General features: G+C 55.4%; 16 protein-coding genes and 1 pseudogene. 10 read left to right on the plus strand and 7 right to left on the minus strand.

Annotation, left to right across the window (positions count from 1 at the left end; translation table 11 throughout):
• From GH784_RS27325 to GH784_RS27580, 3 genes and pseudogenes are all read left to right on the plus strand, one after another.
• Window positions 1-193 (plus strand): annotated as a pseudogene (locus tag GH784_RS27325) (hypothetical protein); the annotation flags it as partial.
• Between the two features lie 38 nt (window positions 194-231).
• Window positions 232-1,164 carry an SMP-30/gluconolactonase/LRE family protein gene (locus GH784_RS26445; protein ID WP_153793994.1) on the plus strand — a complete coding sequence of 311 codons (933 nt, stop codon included), beginning with the start codon at window positions 232-234 and terminating at the stop codon, window positions 1,162-1,164.
• Window positions 1,165-1,333: 169 nt separating this feature from the next.
• A complete protein-coding gene (locus GH784_RS27580) occupies window positions 1,334-2,419 on the plus strand; it encodes a Gfo/Idh/MocA family protein (RefSeq protein ID WP_153793995.1) in 1,086 nt (361 codons plus the stop codon).
• Between the two features lie 155 nt (window positions 2,420-2,574).
• Here the strand turns inward: GH784_RS27580 and GH784_RS26455 are convergent, their stop codons facing one another.
• The 3 genes from GH784_RS26455 to GH784_RS26465 form a co-directional block, all read right to left on the minus strand.
• Window positions 2,575-3,384: a shikimate dehydrogenase family protein gene (locus tag GH784_RS26455; protein ID WP_323131499.1), complete on the minus strand. Its 810-nt coding sequence runs from the start codon at window positions 3,382-3,384 to the stop codon at window positions 2,575-2,577.
• Window positions 3,378-5,351: an FG-GAP repeat domain-containing protein gene (locus tag GH784_RS26460; protein WP_153793996.1), complete on the minus strand. Its 1,974-nt coding sequence runs from the start codon at window positions 5,349-5,351 to the stop codon at window positions 3,378-3,380. The genes GH784_RS26455 and GH784_RS26460 overlap by 7 nt, the downstream gene beginning before the upstream one ends.
• A 365-nt stretch (window positions 5,352-5,716) precedes the next feature.
• Window positions 5,717-6,541, minus strand: a complete 825-nt coding sequence (locus GH784_RS26465; RefSeq protein ID WP_153793997.1) for an IclR family transcriptional regulator — start codon at window positions 6,539-6,541, stop codon at window positions 5,717-5,719.
• A 307-nt stretch (window positions 6,542-6,848) separates the two neighbouring features.
• On the opposite strand from GH784_RS26465, the gene GH784_RS26470 reads away from it, so the two are divergent.
• The 3 genes from GH784_RS26470 to GH784_RS26480 all read left to right on the plus strand — a co-directional run bounded on the left by GH784_RS26470 (window position 6,849) and on the right by GH784_RS26480 (window position 9,559).
• Complete coding sequence (locus GH784_RS26470; protein WP_153793998.1) at window positions 6,849-7,724, plus strand: ribokinase; 876 nt, start codon at window positions 6,849-6,851, stop codon at window positions 7,722-7,724.
• 73 nt (window positions 7,725-7,797) lie between these two features.
• Complete coding sequence (locus GH784_RS26475; RefSeq protein ID WP_153793999.1) at window positions 7,798-8,373, plus strand: LysE family translocator; 576 nt, start codon at window positions 7,798-7,800, stop codon at window positions 8,371-8,373.
• Between the two features lie 448 nt (window positions 8,374-8,821).
• Window positions 8,822-9,559 (plus strand): alpha/beta fold hydrolase, encoded by a 738-nt coding sequence (locus tag GH784_RS26480; protein ID WP_246670504.1) that lies wholly within the window; start codon window positions 8,822-8,824, stop codon window positions 9,557-9,559.
• A 232-nt stretch (window positions 9,560-9,791) separates the two neighbouring features.
• On the opposite strand, the gene GH784_RS26485 is transcribed toward GH784_RS26480, so the two are convergent.
• Genes GH784_RS26485 through GH784_RS26495 form a run of 3 tightly spaced genes read right to left on the minus strand, consistent with a single transcriptional unit; the run spans window position 9,792 to window position 12,137 of the window.
• Window positions 9,792-10,202, minus strand: coding sequence for a hypothetical protein (locus GH784_RS26485; RefSeq protein WP_153794001.1), 411 nt, complete (start codon window positions 10,200-10,202; stop codon window positions 9,792-9,794).
• Window positions 10,203-10,251: 49 nt separating this feature from the next.
• Entirely contained in the window at window positions 10,252-11,145 is an 894-nt protein-coding gene (locus tag GH784_RS26490) for an alpha/beta hydrolase (protein WP_153794002.1), read from the minus strand.
• Window positions 11,146-11,153: 8 nt separating this feature from the next.
• Window positions 11,154-12,137, minus strand: a complete 984-nt coding sequence (locus GH784_RS26495) for an MBL fold metallo-hydrolase (RefSeq protein ID WP_153794003.1) — start codon at window positions 12,135-12,137, stop codon at window positions 11,154-11,156.
• A gap of 257 nt (window positions 12,138-12,394) precedes the next feature.
• On the opposite strand from GH784_RS26495, the gene GH784_RS26500 reads away from it, so the two are divergent.
• The 4 genes from GH784_RS26500 to GH784_RS26515 all read left to right on the plus strand — a co-directional run bounded on the left by GH784_RS26500 (window position 12,395) and on the right by GH784_RS26515 (window position 15,368).
• On the plus strand, window positions 12,395-12,883 hold the full coding sequence (locus GH784_RS26500) for a winged helix-turn-helix transcriptional regulator (protein ID WP_194843014.1): 489 nt from the start codon (window positions 12,395-12,397) through the stop codon (window positions 12,881-12,883).
• Between the two features lie 461 nt (window positions 12,884-13,344).
• Window positions 13,345-13,794 carry an Rrf2 family transcriptional regulator gene (locus tag GH784_RS26505; protein ID WP_153794004.1) on the plus strand — a complete coding sequence of 150 codons (450 nt, stop codon included), beginning with the start codon at window positions 13,345-13,347 and terminating at the stop codon, window positions 13,792-13,794.
• Between the two features lie 188 nt (window positions 13,795-13,982).
• On the plus strand, window positions 13,983-14,744 hold the full coding sequence (locus GH784_RS26510) for a nuclear transport factor 2 family protein (RefSeq protein ID WP_153794005.1): 762 nt from the start codon (window positions 13,983-13,985) through the stop codon (window positions 14,742-14,744).
• 108 nt (window positions 14,745-14,852) lie between these two features.
• Window positions 14,853-15,368, plus strand: coding sequence for a DUF2867 domain-containing protein (locus GH784_RS26515; protein WP_153794006.1), 516 nt, complete (start codon window positions 14,853-14,855; stop codon window positions 15,366-15,368).
• Between the two features lie 1,245 nt (window positions 15,369-16,613).
• Here the strand turns inward: GH784_RS26515 and GH784_RS26520 are convergent.
• A partial coding sequence (locus GH784_RS26520) for an ATP-binding protein (protein WP_194843003.1) occupies window positions 16,614-16,774 on the minus strand: 161 nt, incomplete at its 5' end.

Here is a 16,774-nt window from a genome sequence, read left to right on the forward strand (position 1 = left end):
CGCTACGAACATTGAGTACAACACGGATGAATATTATCCGGTTGTCCTACGCCGCAGCTGGGCGGATTTAGCGAGTGGACGACCTCCTTTTGCAGGCTTACTCGAAGCAGAGCGCGCTCTCGCCGTGCTTGAAGCGGGCTACCGATCAGCCGCAAATGGTGGAGCACCTGAGGACGTGGACGTGACCAGCTGAAATCGAAGCCGACTCTATTTCTATGATCGGTGGACCAAATGACGAAACCCGACATTGAGATCATTGCAACGGGACTTCATTTTCCAGAAGGACCAGTCGAACTTCCTGATGGTTCAGCTGCCGTCGTGGAGATCGGTGCTGGTAGGATCGTTAGAATTTGCGAGGCCGGAAAACCCGAACTGCTTGCCTATACTGGCGGCGGCCCCAACGGGATGGCTCTAGGCCCGGACGGAGCGTTGTACGTTTGCAATAATGGGGGTTTCTCTTGGAAGCAGGAGGGAGAGTGGTTGCGACCTATTGGTCTGGCCGCAGATTACTCCCGTGGAATGATCCAACGGGTCGATATCGCCACGGGCGTCGTGACGACCTTGTATGACCATTGCGACGGCCGGCCACTGAGCGGCCCTAACGACATTGTTTTCGACAATCACGGCGGATTCTATTTTACCGACACGGGCAGGGTTCGGGAGTTACAGCGCGACCACGGTGGTATATTTTACGCAAAGGCCGATGGCGGTTTGATAAAGAGAGTGGTGTTTCCGTTCCTGACACCCAATGGTATTGGTCTATCACCCGATCTTAAGACCCTCTACGTCGCCGAAATGGAAACAGCCAGGTTATGGAGTTACGCGATCGTTGAGCCGGGGATGGTTGAGAAAACGCCGTTTCCGAGCCAAAGCGGCGGGGAACTTGTTGTTGGTCTTGGCGGCTTTCAAAGGTTCGACAGCCTGAAGGTAGCAGCTTCCGGTAACATCTGCGTCGCGACCCTTGTGACGGGGTGCATAACCGTGGTTACGCCAAAAGGCGAACTGCTCGACCAAGTGTGGATGCCGGACATCTATCCCACAAATCTGGGGTTTATAGGGCAAGACCTACAAGATGCTATCGTCACCCTGTCGCTGACAGGCCAGATTGGCCGGCTTCGGTGGCCAGAGAAAGGTCTGCGACTGCAGAATCAAGATGTTGCCTAGGCCTGCCACGGCTGGCAGAGGCCCGTTCGCAAGAGCGGCTTTTTTTTACGGCAATGCAAAACGCGGATCATTTCGATGCCTTGGTGGGAGGACTGTCGGGTGCAATCACAGAGGTCCCTCGAATTTTGCAAGCTCGTGCATTTTCAACCAACGGTGGGAGGAATGAGACGTGAACGGAAATACCCGGAAACCGAGGATTTGCGTAGTCGGGGTAGGCTGGATTGGCTATCGTCATGCCAAGTATTGCGCCTCTTACGCCAATTGTGAACTTGTCGGTATAAGCGATCCTGGACCGGTCGCTTTGAAAGTCGGGGCTGAACTCAATGTTCCCGCCTTCTCGTCTGCTGAGGATTTGCTCGACCAAGTCAAACCCGATGGCGTTATCATCGCAACGCCGACGCAGCTCCATCTTGAGACAGCTGCCCGCGCACTCGATCGCGGCGTCGCAGTTTTGATCGAAAAACCGATAGCCGATACCTTAGCCGCCGCCCGGACGCTGGTTGACCTAGCCAGGCACAAAGAGACCCCCATCCTGGTTGGGCATCATCGGCGTCATAACTCGGTGGTGAAGGAAACGCGAAAGCTTCTTAGCGAAGGCGATATCGGCCGATTGCTCGCGGTGAACGTGCTCTGGTCCGTCAAGAAGCCCGATGATTACTTTGATGTATCCTGGCGGCGGGAAAAGGGTGCAGGCCCCGTCCTGATCAATCTTATTCATGAAATCGACCTTCTTCGACATCTTTGTGGGGAAATCGAGACAGTCTCAGCGATCGTTTCGAGCGAGGGGCGCGGAAATTCGGTCGAGGACACTGTGGTGGCCATGCTCAAATTCAGCGGCGGTGCGATTGGGACAATCACAGCCTCCGATGCGTCTCCCGCTCCCTGGTCGTGGGATTCCGCGACCGGAGAGAATCCATTGATCTACCAGGGACGGGAGAATGCCATCCGTCTCCTCGGATCGAAGGGTTCTCTTGAATTTCCAGACCTGTTCATCTGGCGGTACGTCGATCAGGCGAAGCCAGGTTGGCTCTCGCCGATCTCGCGTGAATCGCGCGTTGTTCAACAGAACGAGGCATACATTGCTCAACTGGAGCATTTCTGCCGCGTTATCCGACGTGAAGATACGCCACTGATCGACGGAGAAGACGGTTTGCGTACGCTCACGGCAACTCTCTCCATTTTGGAGGCAGCCGAAACAGGCATGCCTGTCACTCTGAGAGAGGTAAAAAATGGCATATCTTCCCCGGGAAACTAAAGACAGGAACGGGTCGCTTTCCAAGATCCACGTTTCGTCCCGAAACTGTTTACAGCGCGGGCCAGAGGGTTCACCATCTGCCTCCAACAATGCTTGACGAAAAGCGATCGGCACACTGACTAGTCAGGCATGCCGATCAGACATTTTTCTGCCACCTAAGTCCAAAGTTCGCAGATATGGTCAACGGTAAGGTCGGCCTGTCCAGTGATCATGTGCATCCCGGAATGAGTCTCGACACCTTTTTTGGCAGCAAGCGCGAGAAGCCTGGTCGTCTCTGGCTGGGCAATGACTTCAGCAAATGTCATGCCGGGTCGTAGAAGATCGGGATCGAGCGGCAGGGCGTCCGTATCTTGAAGGCCGAGCGACGTGGCATTGACGACGAGTTGACCCGCTTCCGGCTCGGCTTTGCCTGCCTTGGCAACCTTCCTTCCAAAGTCGGCATTCACCGTCTGCGCCAGCGCTTCGGCTTTATCGAAAGTCCGGTTGGACACCGTGATGCTCTCGGCACCTGCCTCGACGAGTGCAAACGCTATAGCTACCGAAGCGCCGCCCGCTCCGATGATGAGAGCATGGCGACCTTCGATCGCGATCCCTCTCGATTGCAGGCCGCGCACAAAGCCTTTTCCATCGAATTGATAGCCCCGGAAGGTGCCGTCAAGTTCGCGCCGAACAAAGTTGACAGCGCCGACCCGGGCGGCTACCGGATCGAGACTGTCGCACAGATCGATGGCGGTCTGCTTGTGGGGCAGGGTAATGCCGAACCCCACGAGGTTCGGCATCGCCTTCAGACCGGCCCAGATCGTAGGCAGATGCTTTGCGGGAACATGGAGCGGGACCGATACGATATCCGCTCCGCGTGCCGCAAAGAGCGGATTGACCGCCGCTGGCGACTTGGCCTGGATGATCGGATCGCCGATGATGCCGATCAGCCTGGTCGTTCCGCGAATGCTGACGCCGGTTACCACGACAGTTCCTCCCGCTTCAGCCAGACAATGCTGCCGTCCTCGATGCCGACGATAAGGTCGAGCACGCCGCGGCCAGCCCAGTCGACGACTTCCGGAGAAGCAACATGCATTGCCATCTGAATGGTCTCGTCCCGATGTTTGATAGGAACCGGCAGAGCAAAACGCGGATCTTCCGGTGTACCGACGTTGCGCGCGTAGAAGAGACCTGCCTGCTTGGTGGTATTGCGCGGCGCACCGGTTTTCGGATCCGGCGGTACGCAGGCGCGAGCATGGGTGCCGAAGATCAGATCGGTCCGGCCAGTGCCTTCCCAATCGCAAAAGCAAAGCTTCACACGACCGCGTCCACCACCGACATCAACAGTGAAGCGCATGGCGTCACCATTTTCCCATTCAAGGAAACGCTTGTCGATGAGTTCCGTATCCGAGGACTTCCTCCAGTCGCTGAGGACACCGTCCTCATCCAGTGCAACATAGTGAAGGTCGTTGTCCCCGAGCCAGTCGACGACCGCTGGGCGAACTCGCCAGACGGTCTTCAGCGGCTTGCCCTTATATGTCAGGAATTCTTCTTCTCCAAAGCGCGGCGGGATCGTCTTTTCGCCAGTGTTGCGGAACAGGCGGTGCCTGCCGGTTACGTCGCTGACGAGAATGTCCATGCTGCCGTTGCCCGTCCAGTCGGCGAGTGTCGGGCAGGAATAGCCGAACATTTTCTCCGACGGTCCCTGGATCGACCCGGTCAGGCCAGCCGCAAGCCGGATAGGCGTGTCGCCACCCTTCAGCATGACTTCCTTATCGAGATAGATTATGCCGTGCTTTTCCCGGCTCTGATAAAAGAGTAGCTCGCCGGTACTATTGCCGACGACCAGATCATAGTGCCCGTCACCGCTGAAATCATAAGCCGCCGGGCTAGGCAGGATGCCCGCATGAATCAGCGGTTTTGTGGTTTCTATCCGGCCTTGCTGCTCGAAACGCGGCAATCCGTCTTCGCCGTCGCCAACGTTTTTGAGGAAGCTAATGTAGCCATCCTCGGCACCATAGAGGATATCTTCGCGACCATCGCCATCCCAATCGACGACGCAGGGGAGGTGGATGCAGTGTTCGAGTTCCAGAACGCCATCCTCGACGGTTCGGATCAGGGAGGTTGGCTCGAAAGTTCCGTCTTCGCGCTGGCGAGCAATGTGGAGGATATTCCAGAACTCCCCAGCAATGAGATGTTGCCGCTCAGTTCCGAACTTGCCAAATGCAGGCGCTAGCTGCCCGTACACCTCCAGGGGTGTTTCGCCTGCAATCAAAGCGTGTCCCTTTTCCAGTATGGGTGCCGCGAGCGTGCCCTTATTCTTGAAAGCGTACAGGAAACCGCGCAGCGGACCGCCCAGCCAGCGCCCGGCATCATCATAACCACGATAGCCTTCATCATTCCATTCTAGGCCGTTGGGCCAATAGTCGTTCCAGAAATCGCTGCCGACGATCAGTTCCGGCACGCCATCGCCGTCGATGTCGTGGAACCTGGCCATATGGAAGTATTCGTTGCCTTTGACCCAGTCGGCGTCGAGGTTGAGCCTGACTGGATCGCCGAATTCAGGCGCGCCTTTTTTCCCAACGTTAGGAAACACATAAATCTGTTTGCGCAGCCGTGACGCGGAGACGAGATGGAAAAGGTCTCCATCCTTAACGGCCGTGACATAGCCACGGACCCCTTCTACCAGCTCTTCTTCGCCCAGCATTGGTGTGCCGTCGGGATTGGTGCCGATCTGGCGACGCAGGAAAACGCGACCATCGTAGCAGGCGTCCCATGCCGAAATCAGCATGTCCTTCGTGCCTGTGCCGCTCCAATCGACGATCTCGACACAGGTGATGATTCGCCCTGCAACAGCCGCCGACTTGACGTCGGGATGGTAATTCAAAGCCTCCGAGCCATAGTCTGGACCGTGCCAAAGAGTGGCGTCGTCCTCCCATCGTGTTACGCTCATCGCAAACCCTCTCTACTTGCGGATTAAATTGGAAATGATTTCTAAAACGAAACCTTCTTTCAATCTAGTGAAAAATTTTATCAGGCGCGCTTTGGGCTGCAATGACGTTGGGGCAGCGATATAGAGGGAGGGAAAGGCTGATGTCCGGCAGCCGATGTCCGACAAAAGGGCAAAGCATAAACGCGAGTGTACACCCAATCAGCGTGTGTTGCGTCGGACTGGCAGTGGACAAGCTGTTGTATCAAGGGCCGGGGAGGCGCAGAACCGCTTCGTGAGGGCACATCATGAGGTCGGAAGTGCCCGAGCCCGGCTGGCCTTGCAGATCCAACCTGCCGTGTTCCGCTTCAAAGTAACTGTAGAGGCAGCTACCGCACTGCGCCCGTTGCAACGATCAGCGGCGTCATGGTTCGCTGACGAACTCGCAGAGGCCAGATGTCGCTCAGTTCTTCCGCAGCCTTTTTGAGGGAACGGACTAAGTCGGGCCAACGATCTTCGGTTATGCGCGTAAGAGGCCCCGCAACGGAGATGGTTCCAGCGACCGGCGCTTCAGCATCAGAACTTGTTCGAAAAGGAACCGCAACTGCCGCGGTGCCAGCCTCCCCCTCCTCGACAGAGGTTGCGAAGCCCCGCTCTCGGGTTTCATTCAGTCGGATTCTGAGTTCATCGATCGAACGAGCAGAATTGGGCCCAAGCTTTCGTTTGGCCGTAAATCCGCGAGAATAGACGATTTCCAGCGCCTGCTCTTCGGGTAGGGTGGAAAGCCACGCCTTTCCATTCGCCGTAGCGTGAAGAACGATTTCTTGTCCCATGTCCGGATCGTATCGGAGGCCGGTTGTGGCACCTTGTGCGCGTGCCACCCATATCAAGTCGTGACCTTCCAGGATCGCTAAGCGGCAATACTCTTGCGTTTCCGTAGCCAACCGATTCAGGACAGATTGAACCACGTCGGGGACGTTCCGCGCATCGAGATTCCGAAAGGCTAAGGCGCTCAAACGAAGAGAAAGGGCATAGTTTTGGCTCGCGGCGTCTTGGGTGACCCAACCATGGTTAATAAGGGTAGTCAAAAGGCGATGAACGGCACTCGCTGGCATATCAAGACGTCCCGCGAGGTCGGACAACTCGATTGATCCGGTTTCCCCAGCCAACACTTCCAAAAGCGTGAGGCATCTTGATACAGCTGCGACGGTCAAACTAGATCTCCTTTTTGCAAAGCCTTACAACGTTTGTTTCCAAACTGGAATAGGCTTCCACAAGCGCCAGCATCCGTCATCGACGTCTACAATTTTCTGTAACGGTGCGGAAACGACGCGCGAGCCGTGCCCGAAATTGCTGTTTGAGCTTGATAAAACTAGAAATGAATTCTAAAAACAAAACCAATTCCGATTTTAGGCTATGCCGGTGAGAGCCGGACCATCTCCTTGCGCGCCAACGCAGGTCGGAAGCCAGATCGCAGGGATCCTGATTCAGTGCCGCCCGCCAACAACGAGGGTTTAAATTATGATCGTCACGTTCGGGTCAATAAATGTCGACCTCATTTATCTGGTCGACGAGATACCTCAAGGGGGTCAGACGGTCTTAGCCCACGGATCACGAACGGAGGCTGGAGGGAAGGGAGCCAACCAAGCACTCGCAGCCGCACGGGATGGCGCGAATGTCGTCATGATCGGTGCTGTGGGTAACGATGCGATGGCCCCCATTGCCCTTCAGAATTTGGAACGCGAAGTCGATATCAGCCGTGTGGTCCGATTACAGGAGCCTACTGGCTCCGCCGCTATAATGATCGATACCGACGGCCGCAATATGATAGCGGTAGCAGCAGGCGCCAACCTGGCAGCCCAGTCGCATCGCGTCGAAGATGAGCTGCTTCGTAACGCGAATTACGTCCTCATGCAGATGGAAAGCGACACTGTTCAGATCGAAAATTTGATCAGACGGGTTTCCAATCATTCCGCAAAATCGATCCTCAACCTTGCGCCGGCCTACCGGCTGGATCGCGACCTTTTATCGCTCGTCGATATCGTAATCGTCAACGAAGACGAGGCGGAAGCTCTTTCTGGTTGGTTTGGTTGCGAGCCGAGCGCGAGATCGTTGTCCGGCGCTCTCAACACCGGCGTCTTGCGCACCAAAGGAGGAGATGGAGCTGAAGCCTTCATCAACGGCGAGGAAGTAACGGTCCCGGCGATGCGGGTCGATGCTATGGATACGACCGCAGCTGGTGATTGTTTTGTAGGCGTCCTCGCGTCGGCTCTCGATCGAGGTCTCTCGCTCGACGCGGCAATGCGACGAGCCGCAAAGGCCGCTGCGATCGCGTGTTCGCGTCCGGGAAGCCAGTCGAGCATCCCTCACTACCACGAGACTGATAATTGGACTTGAGGGAAAGCTAACGGCAAGCACTTTCTTGGATCCCAAAAGGATTGACTGAAGACACCACCACTGCGAGCGTCCAATGAGCTATTCAGCATATATTTCGGCGGTATTCATCCTCCTTTTGAGTCCCGGCCCAACAAATACATTGATGGGGTTGGCATCTGCCCGCAACGGTTTTTGGCTCGTGCCTAGACTACTGCCTGCCGAAGTGATGGGTTACCTCACTGTGATCTTTCCCCTTGCGTGGCTCGGGGGAGAGCTGATCACCCGATGGCCCGAAACCGGATTGGTGTTGAAGACCGCTGGGGCGATTTGGGTTATGTATCTTGCAATTAAGCTTTGGGTGACGGCCTCCAAAGATGTCGCGGACTGCTGGGTGAACGCTAGACGCATATTTGTGACGACGACGCTCAACCCCAAGGCCCTTGTGTTCGGGCTTGTCCTTCTGCCTCGGCCGGTCGCACCGGACTTCTTGCCAAAGCTTATCATTTTCATTGCCTTGGCGAGCGTCGCCGCCATGATTTGGGGTTTGATCGGCAGGTTGACGCGGGTCGGCGCGCAAAACCATCTGCTCCACATGGTACTTCAGCGGACCGTGTCCGTCTGGCTCGCTATCGTGTCTTTCACGGTCGGTGCGAGTCTTTTTCAGGCCTAGGACCTCAGTCCTACATCGATCCTGAGAAAGTCAAAGGTGATTGTTCAAGGTCGGTCGTTTGGTAAGCTTTTGGAAAAGCGTCGCGTAGAAATCGAAGTCGCACTGAATCAGACCAGCCATACAGGGAATCCTGCGATCAGCAGCAGGGGCGCTCGGACACGGTAGGATACAGTTCGCATACTACTCAACTCTCCTAAGGCAATCCGTGGCAAATCTCTAGGCGGGTCGAAACCTCTCACTAGTCTGCCAGAGGCTGAGCATGCATTTGCTTTGCTAGCCGGGCTACCGTTCTGGCGCTAATGGCGGTCAGCCTGAAGCAGTGCAGTACATTTTAGAATAACTGCGAGCAATGAGCTCGTGCTTAGCGTTGTCTTGGAGATACTTAATGACCCGATCGATATATAACACCTGTGGACTTTCCCTTTCCGTTTCTGGGCACGGACAGGGAATGCCGTTTGTATTTCAACACGGTCTGTGCGCAGACGCAGACCAACTTATCCAAGTCTTTCCTGGAGATTCCGGATACCAGTGCTTGACCATCGAATGTCGGGGCCATGGGCAGTCTGAGGTTGGTCCGCTCGACCATCTGTCAATCCCTACGTTCGCTGACGACGTCGCTGGATATACACAAAACTTGGACCGACCGGTTATCGGCGGCATATCTATGGGGGCCGCAATATCGCTTCGAATTGCCGTGCGCTGCCCGCATATGATAAAGGCACTGGTCCTAGCCCGCCCTGCATGGGTAGCCGAGGATGCGCCTAAGAGCGCATATCTAAATCTTTTTGTGGGGCAATTGCTCTCACAATACGACCCCCGAGAAGCGCTACGTCGGTTTGAAGCTTCGGAGATTGCAAAGGATCTCGCTGAACTCGGCCCAGACAATTTGTCCGCAGCCCGCAGTTTTTTCACTCGCGAGCCGGTAAAGGTAACCTCTACCTTGTTAACATCCATCATGATGGGGGGACCTGGCGTAACTGAAGACGAAATCAAGAATATTTCTGTGCCAACCCTCGTCATCGGCAATGGTCGCGATCCCGTGCATCCTCTTTCCTACGCGCAAACATTAGCCGAATGGATACCAAACTCCTCTTTCGTCGAAATTACATCCAAATCTGACAGCGTCGATGCTTACCGACGCGATTTCAAATCTGCGCTCTCGACGTTTCTGAGAGATCTAAATTAAATGGCCGACATAGCTGTCCCGATCCGCCACCCGCACACATAGGCTGACAGAACTTATTGGATGAAGCAGGAGATCAACTTCTTGATGAGACCTGTGTTGGCGTCGCAGGTCGTTGCCTTCACCAAAATCAACAGCGTCCAATCACGGGAGGCCGCTGATAAATATCTTTTCGGGTGTAAGCAACCATAACAAACGGCTTATACCAGAAGCCACGCGGATCAACTCTCCAGGTTTAACTGAAGAAGTCCTGATCCAGTGTTCCTTCGAGCCGCTCCTTCAGGCCAGAAGAAAACTCACGGACGACGTTAAACGGGCTCTGGAAGAGTTTGATGTTTTCGATAAGGCCCGAGGCGTTCCGGGTGACGATGGTTGTCCCCGCGATTGGTTTGCCGGCGTGGATGGCCTCCCACTCAAGATAGGTCTTCACACCGTCAACAGTCTCCGCGGTAAACACAAAGTTTTCGTACATCGTACTCGTTGCGGTGAAAAAGGCCCCGATGAGTGTCGGGCCGACCACGGCCCTGCTTAAGGCGGAGGCCTCAAGCCTGGCGTCAGAGGTGAACGAGGCTGCAAAGTCGCTCGTTCCTTTTTTCTTGACGATTTGCATCCATGCCGTTCCCGGCGTCGTGGTGTCAGTGCTCATTTAAATCTCCAATCTGGTGTTTTACACCCTCGTTGACTGCGCGGGAATGCTACTTCTCGAAGTGCCCGATGAGAAACTCGCCAGCTCGCTGCAATGCGTCGTGCGCCTGAGGCAAAGAGCCTGTCTGAATGTGCCAGACGTGTAGCATCTCCGGCCAGACCTCGAGATGCGATTCGCCGCCTGCCGCTCGCACCTTCCGGTCGATTTCAATCGCGTCGTCGAGAAGGATTTCGTCGCTTCCAACATGGATGAGCATTGGCGGAAAACCGTGCATGTCAGCGAACAGAGGCGAGATGCGTGGATCCTTCAAGTCGTGGCTGCCAACATAAGCCTCGACCATCTCCCGCATCGCGCTTGCGTTTACCAATGGGTCACGGTCGGCCAACTGCGTTAACGAGGGCAGCGTCAGCGTCAAGTCTGCCCATGGGCTGATGAGGACTGCTGCTCGCGCCTCGTTGTGGCCCTTCGAGGATGCGTAGGCAAGGAGGTTGAGGGCCATGCCACCACCGCTGGAGTCTCCGCTGATAGCAAAAGGCTTGCCAAGTGCTCGCAGTGCTTCGTAGCCGCGGATGGACTCGCCGTATGACGCCGGGAATGGATGCTCGGGCGCCTTGGAGTGATCCAGGACGATGACCTGGGACTTTGCCGCTCGAGACAGCTCTCCAAGCATGCCTAGATGCGAGGCAGGAGACCCCGCTACCCAGCCACCACCGTGGAAATGGTAGATGACCCGGTCTCGGGACGCGCCGGGCGCCGTAATCGCCTCGGCGGCTACGCCACCGAGTTCGATTGTTTCAACGGTCAGGTCGGCCGCCGGCGGATTTTCTTTTGAAATCGCCTCCATGCCGACGCGGAGCGTCTCTATTGTGTTGACGGGATTCGCAGCGTTGAAGGCGAACATCGCCTCGCGGAGCTTGCGCACGGATGATGAATCATAGGTCATAGCTTATCTCACTTCAGATCTTGGAAGGTCGCAGGAACCCAGTCATATCCGACGCCAGAATCGGCCTTTCGAATACGCCCTAAACCAGGATACGGCATGTGAGCGGCGGCGATCATCGTCTTGTCCGCAGCAAGTTTCACAAAAAGGGCTTCACGTGTTTTTACAGCCGATTCACTGTCCGAGTCAAAGACGATGCTGACTTCCGGGTGTGGCATCTGGACAGCTCCAACATGAGCGGTGTCTCCCCAGATCAACAGCGACTGCCCCTTTGAGGAAATCATGTAGCCAGTGTGGCCGGGCGTGTGGCCAGCTATGGCATACGGTGCGATACCAGGGGCGACTTCGTCCATGCTTTCGTACGGCTTCCATTTGCCTGCAGTCACATAAGGTGCGGCGCCATCTTGCGCAATCTGGAAAAAGATCTTGGCATCTTCCGGGGCTTTGGCCATGATCTCCTTCGAGAGCCAGAAGTCGGCGTCAGCCTGCTTCATCATTACTGTGGCGTTCGGGAAGACACGCTTTCCGTCTTCGTAGATGCCGCCAACATGGTCTGCGTGAAGATGCGTCAGCAGCACCAGATCAACCTGTTCCGGGCTGTAGCCGGAGGTCTTGAGGTTCTGCACGAGCTTGCCCAGTGTGGGACCTCCCCAGTGTCCCCCTGCACCGGTATCGATGAGAACGAGCTTGGAGCCCGTGTTAACAAGGTAGCCCTGGACGGTGGCAGAGACATGCCTGGGGTCGTCCTGGAACGACCGGGCAAGCAGGGACTCAATGAGCGCAGGATCACCATGGAGAAGGTTGGCATCGATGGTGCCGCCACCGTCATAGAGCGCGGTGACTTCATAGTCGCCAATCGTCGTGCGATAGAAGCCGGGAACCTGCTTCTGCTGCATCGGGGCTGCAGCGTAGGCTGGCGCTAAAGCAACATTAGTACTGGCGAATGCTAACGCTACTGCAAGCATCGTGCGCGAAGTGATCGTAGAGAGTTTCATAGTATTTCCTGACCATTTGAATTGGCGGATATGAACGCCGTTTTGTTCCTCTGCAGGCAGAGGAGCAGCTAATTCGTTGTCACCATCGTTGTGCCGACACGAACCGCCGGGGTGCCGCTGAAAACCATGCGAAAGAGGAACGCGTGCTCATGTCTGAAGCTGTCCCGCTCTCGGTTAAATTAACTTGCATAATGCAAGTGGTTGACTACTACTGCGTCTACTTGCATAATGCAAGTGGAATTTTTAGGAGAAATGTTTTGACGCAAACAAGACGGTCGGGATGCCCGATCAACCTGACACTTGAACAGATCGGCGACCGTTGGAGCTTGATAGTCATCCGCGATATCATCTTCGGTAAACGGCGGAGCTATGGCGCTCTGCTGGAGCACAACGAGGAACGGATAGCGTCCAATATCCTCGCAAGCCGACTAAAGCACCTCACCGAATCTGGTCTTCTGACAAGGACTTCGGACCCCCACCATAAGCAAAAAGGGGTCTATAGCCTTACCGAAGCCGCCATCCAGCTTGTACCTCTCATCGCACATATGGCCGCATGGGGCGTTCGACATACGCAGCCGAGCAAGGCGGCGTCTTTGCAGGCGGAGGTGCTGGAAAAGGGCGGCGCGTCATTCTGGGATGCCCTTATGGATGAACTCCGTTATCTACATCTTGGTGCCACGCAACCAGCGTGTTCGGCACTCGACGAGTTGCAGAGGGTGAACGAAAAACCAAGCGTCGAACGGTAGCTACTCGGCCGGGATATAGCATCCCCGTACACCGCAAGACGCGCGTCACTCTCAGAACCGGCCGGGCACGACAAAGAGCTTGGCGGTAGATTGGAGGCTCCTGTCGGCCGCAGTGGTTTTCGAGTAGCGGCAAGCGGCGGCGACATTTGGTGGGCGATCATGTATGCTTGCAGTTACTCGGAGACGTGTACTTGCAGTGCGCCTGTGTGAGTGAGACTCGCGCTGGTATCAGGACCGCGAACAGTAAAGAACCTGCTGCGTTTTGCCCGATAGCCGAGCAACAAAGGCCGTCGCCAGGTCACTGGCGTGGTCGACGAACAGATTGTCCGATACTTTTGCAGTCCCACTTTTCAGATGGCATCGGGTGGAAAGCGCGCACTTCACGCTGATATTGTGGTAAATAGCCGCTGCAATATCCACTTACAATGCTTACCGGAAAGCTTACATACGGGCCTTATTCAATGAACACGCGCTTCGCCGTCGCCACCCACATCCTGATCTTCCTGCAAACCCAGCAGGGAGTGCCCGCAAGCTCAGAGTTGATCGGATCAAGCGTCAACACCAACCCATCCCTGATTCGTCGCCTGCTGTCACAACTCGCCAGAGCCGGGCTAACGACATCTCAAATGGGCACCGGGGGCGGTGCCTTGCTTGCTAGACAGGCAGACGCGATCACGTTGCTGGACGTCTATCAGTCGGTTGATGATGACAATTCCTTGTTCGGCATCCATGCCGACCCCAACCCGGCCTGTCCCATAGGGCGCAATATCCCGCCCGTGTTTAAGGCACGCATGCAGGCGACAGAGCAGGCGTTGCTTGCGGAACTCGCCCGCACGACGATCGCGAGCATGGCGGCTGAGGTAGCCGCGAATGAAAACAGCCGGCTAGCGAACTCATTCAACACCGCCTGACAGGTTGAGTTTTTCAATTTGACCTCTTTACAGAAGTCTGTGAGTGAGTTAGTTACACTTAATATGTATCAGTTTTAGATACATATTAAGTGTGCGTTCGTCCCATGTGATGCTATCGCCCTGTCGCCTCAACACTTCACACGTCGGTATTGCGGAGCATCACACTCGCCTTTGAACAGGAAACGATCATGACCACACAGGAAAAGCAGGTTGTTGACCTGCTCGAAGCCGCTTCTTCGGTTAGGTCCGACGCCATCGCCGTAATCAGTGCTGATAGCTACATCCAGCACAATCTAGCTGTTCCAGACGGCTTGGGAGGCTTCAGCCAGATGCTTGCCTCGCTTCCCAAAGGCGCGGTTAAAGTGGAAATTGTGCGAATATTCGAGGATGCAGAATTTGTCGTGGCGCATTGCAACTACGAGTTTTTCGGCCCAAAAGTCGGTTTTGACGTCTACCGCTTCGAAGACGGCAAGATCGTGGAGCACTGGGATAACCTACAGGAAACCGCGGGGCCCAACCCAAGCGGCCATACCATGACCGATGGCCCGACAGAGATTATCGACCTTGACAGAACTGAAGCCAATAAATCGCTCATACGCGCCTACGTGGACGACATTCTCGTTAATGGTCGTATGGACAAGTTTGCGGGGTACTTCGAGGGTGAAAGCTACATTCAGCACAATCCACAGATCGGCGACGGCCTATCCGAACTCGGCAAAGCGTTCGAGGCCATGGCCAAGGCTGGCCTAACTATCAAGTATGACACCGTGCATCGGGTGTTAGGCAGGGGCAACTTCGTGCTCACGATGAGCGCGGGCACTTTGGCCGATCAGCCTACCGCTTTCTATGATCTGTTTCGCGTCGAGAACGGCAAGATTGCCGAGCACTGGGACGTAATCGAGCCGATCCCTGTCAGGGCTGAATGGAAAAACCAGAACGGTAAATTCTAACGGGCAGTAGAGGGCGTCCAGGCGCCCCTCCATTTCCGAAAAAGAATCGCAGCAGCCGGTTTTGGCTGCCGCGATGGCAACAGGGACAATCAAAGGAATTTCTAACAGATGACTTCCCGCTTGACCGTGACCGAGCAGCCTCCACCGAACCAAAGCCGCCTAGCTGACTTGTATCGGGATGCAGACCTCGTTGACACTTTTGCAACCGCCCTTACCAACCGCGTAGACAACAACCTCCGCGATCTTGGAACGGCAATCCTCGGCCAGCCTGTGCCTGGGCTGAAGACGTTATTCTCAGTCTGTGACGCAATCATCCGTCGCCTCGGACTGAAAGCAGCCGACAAGCCGCGCTCTGATGAGAACAGCGATTATATCGGCATCTTCCCGATTCTATCGGTGCACGATGACGAGCTGATACTAGGGAAGGACGACCACCTAATGGACTTGCGAATTTCGCTGCTGGTCCAGAAGGGAACTGACGGCGTCGATCGCGTGCTCGCCACCACCGTTGTCAGATGCCACAACCGGCGTGCAAGGGCTTACATTGCCCTGATCAAGCCCTTTCATCGGTTGCTGATCCGTTTCAGCCTATATCGCGCTGCCAAGGCTGGTTTTGCGGTTTGATTCCACACATGAGCTATCCCTCCCTCACGGACTGGAGCTGCTCTCTCAGCACACCCTGTTTCTTCCACTTAGGACTGCTCAGTTTGCAATGCAGTGGATTAAGATGACGCGTGAACGAACCCCGTGTTTGGAAAACGACCGGAACGCTTACATCGAATGCTGTAGGTAAACTATGTTAGCTTATTCAATAAATTATCAGGCCGACCATGGGCACGCCCCGTTTCTGATCGCTCATCGTACTCACCAATCCGTTGGGATCTTTTCATCTGGAGTTGAAGCCACGGGGGTCGCCCGGGGTCGCCAGTCGGTGTTTTGCCAATCTCCTCACGGGAAGCCTGAGAAACCCATGAGAAAATCAGGGACCACATTATCATGTACCGCTTCCGGCAGGAACTGTAGTTGTGAGCGGTCTGTTCCATATAGATGGGCCAAGGCAAACCCTACCACAGCCCGCTAATCTAAGGAACAGCGGTTGAAGTTTTTGGACAGCGTGCTTGGTTTCCGGAACCATCGGGATAACTGTTCATGTCTTCTTCCAGAGAATGCGTGGTATCACGTGCTTGCGCTTAAGCGCGCAATTGGCCCGTGCTCTGGCAGGCCTGGAAAGCTTCGCAGTTGACTCGCTGCTCCACTGTCTCGCGCGTCACCGAGTGGGTTGCAACCACCCAAAGCGCAATCGGTGTGTAGTCAGGCCTTTGCAAGACCGTTATCTCATTATTTCGGCGACATGACGGGTCTCCAATCTACCCGCGGGTGTCATGCACCATATGTCGGCATCGACTGAAATCACTCATGCCAGAACCCGAACAACTTCGACTAGTCCGTGGAGCAGTGACCGAAATCATTGCGGAGGAAACGAAGCAGACCGCGAAATTAGCAATCAACGTACCAGCGCCCATTAATCGTTTCGCTGAAGACTTGACAGAGCCCGACGCTAAACATTATGGTCGCAATGTTTAGCGCGTTGATTGGCGCTATGGAGGGATTTTCATAAATACAAAGCTGGACCTTCATGTTCGGCAAACGAATTTTTTGTGGGCAGAGGGGTGCTCGCATTCTTGAGGAGGAACCATGGAAGAGCACTTGCCGAACTTTCGGCTAGATCAAATGTCAATCGGCACAGAACATTCACCCCTTTTACTTATCCAATTTTCACCCCCCTGTAGGCGATCAGCGCTTGGCCTGCCCGGCGCTGGCCGGGGTTGCAGAGGGTAGGCCAAGTGCGGGTGATGGGTGTCTTCGGCTTTAGCTTTGAGAGCGGTTCTTGAAGCGCCAGGACTCGTTCCCGGTTTCGACGATTTCGCAGTGATGGGTCAGGCGATCAAGGAGTGCCGTCGTCATCTTGGCATCACCAAACACCGACGGCCATTCGCCGAAGGCAAGGTTCGTGGTGACGATGATCGAGG

The sequence above is a fragment of the Agrobacterium tumefaciens genome (assembly GCF_009649785.1).
Lineage (GTDB): Bacteria > Pseudomonadota > Alphaproteobacteria > Rhizobiales > Rhizobiaceae > Agrobacterium > Agrobacterium tumefaciens.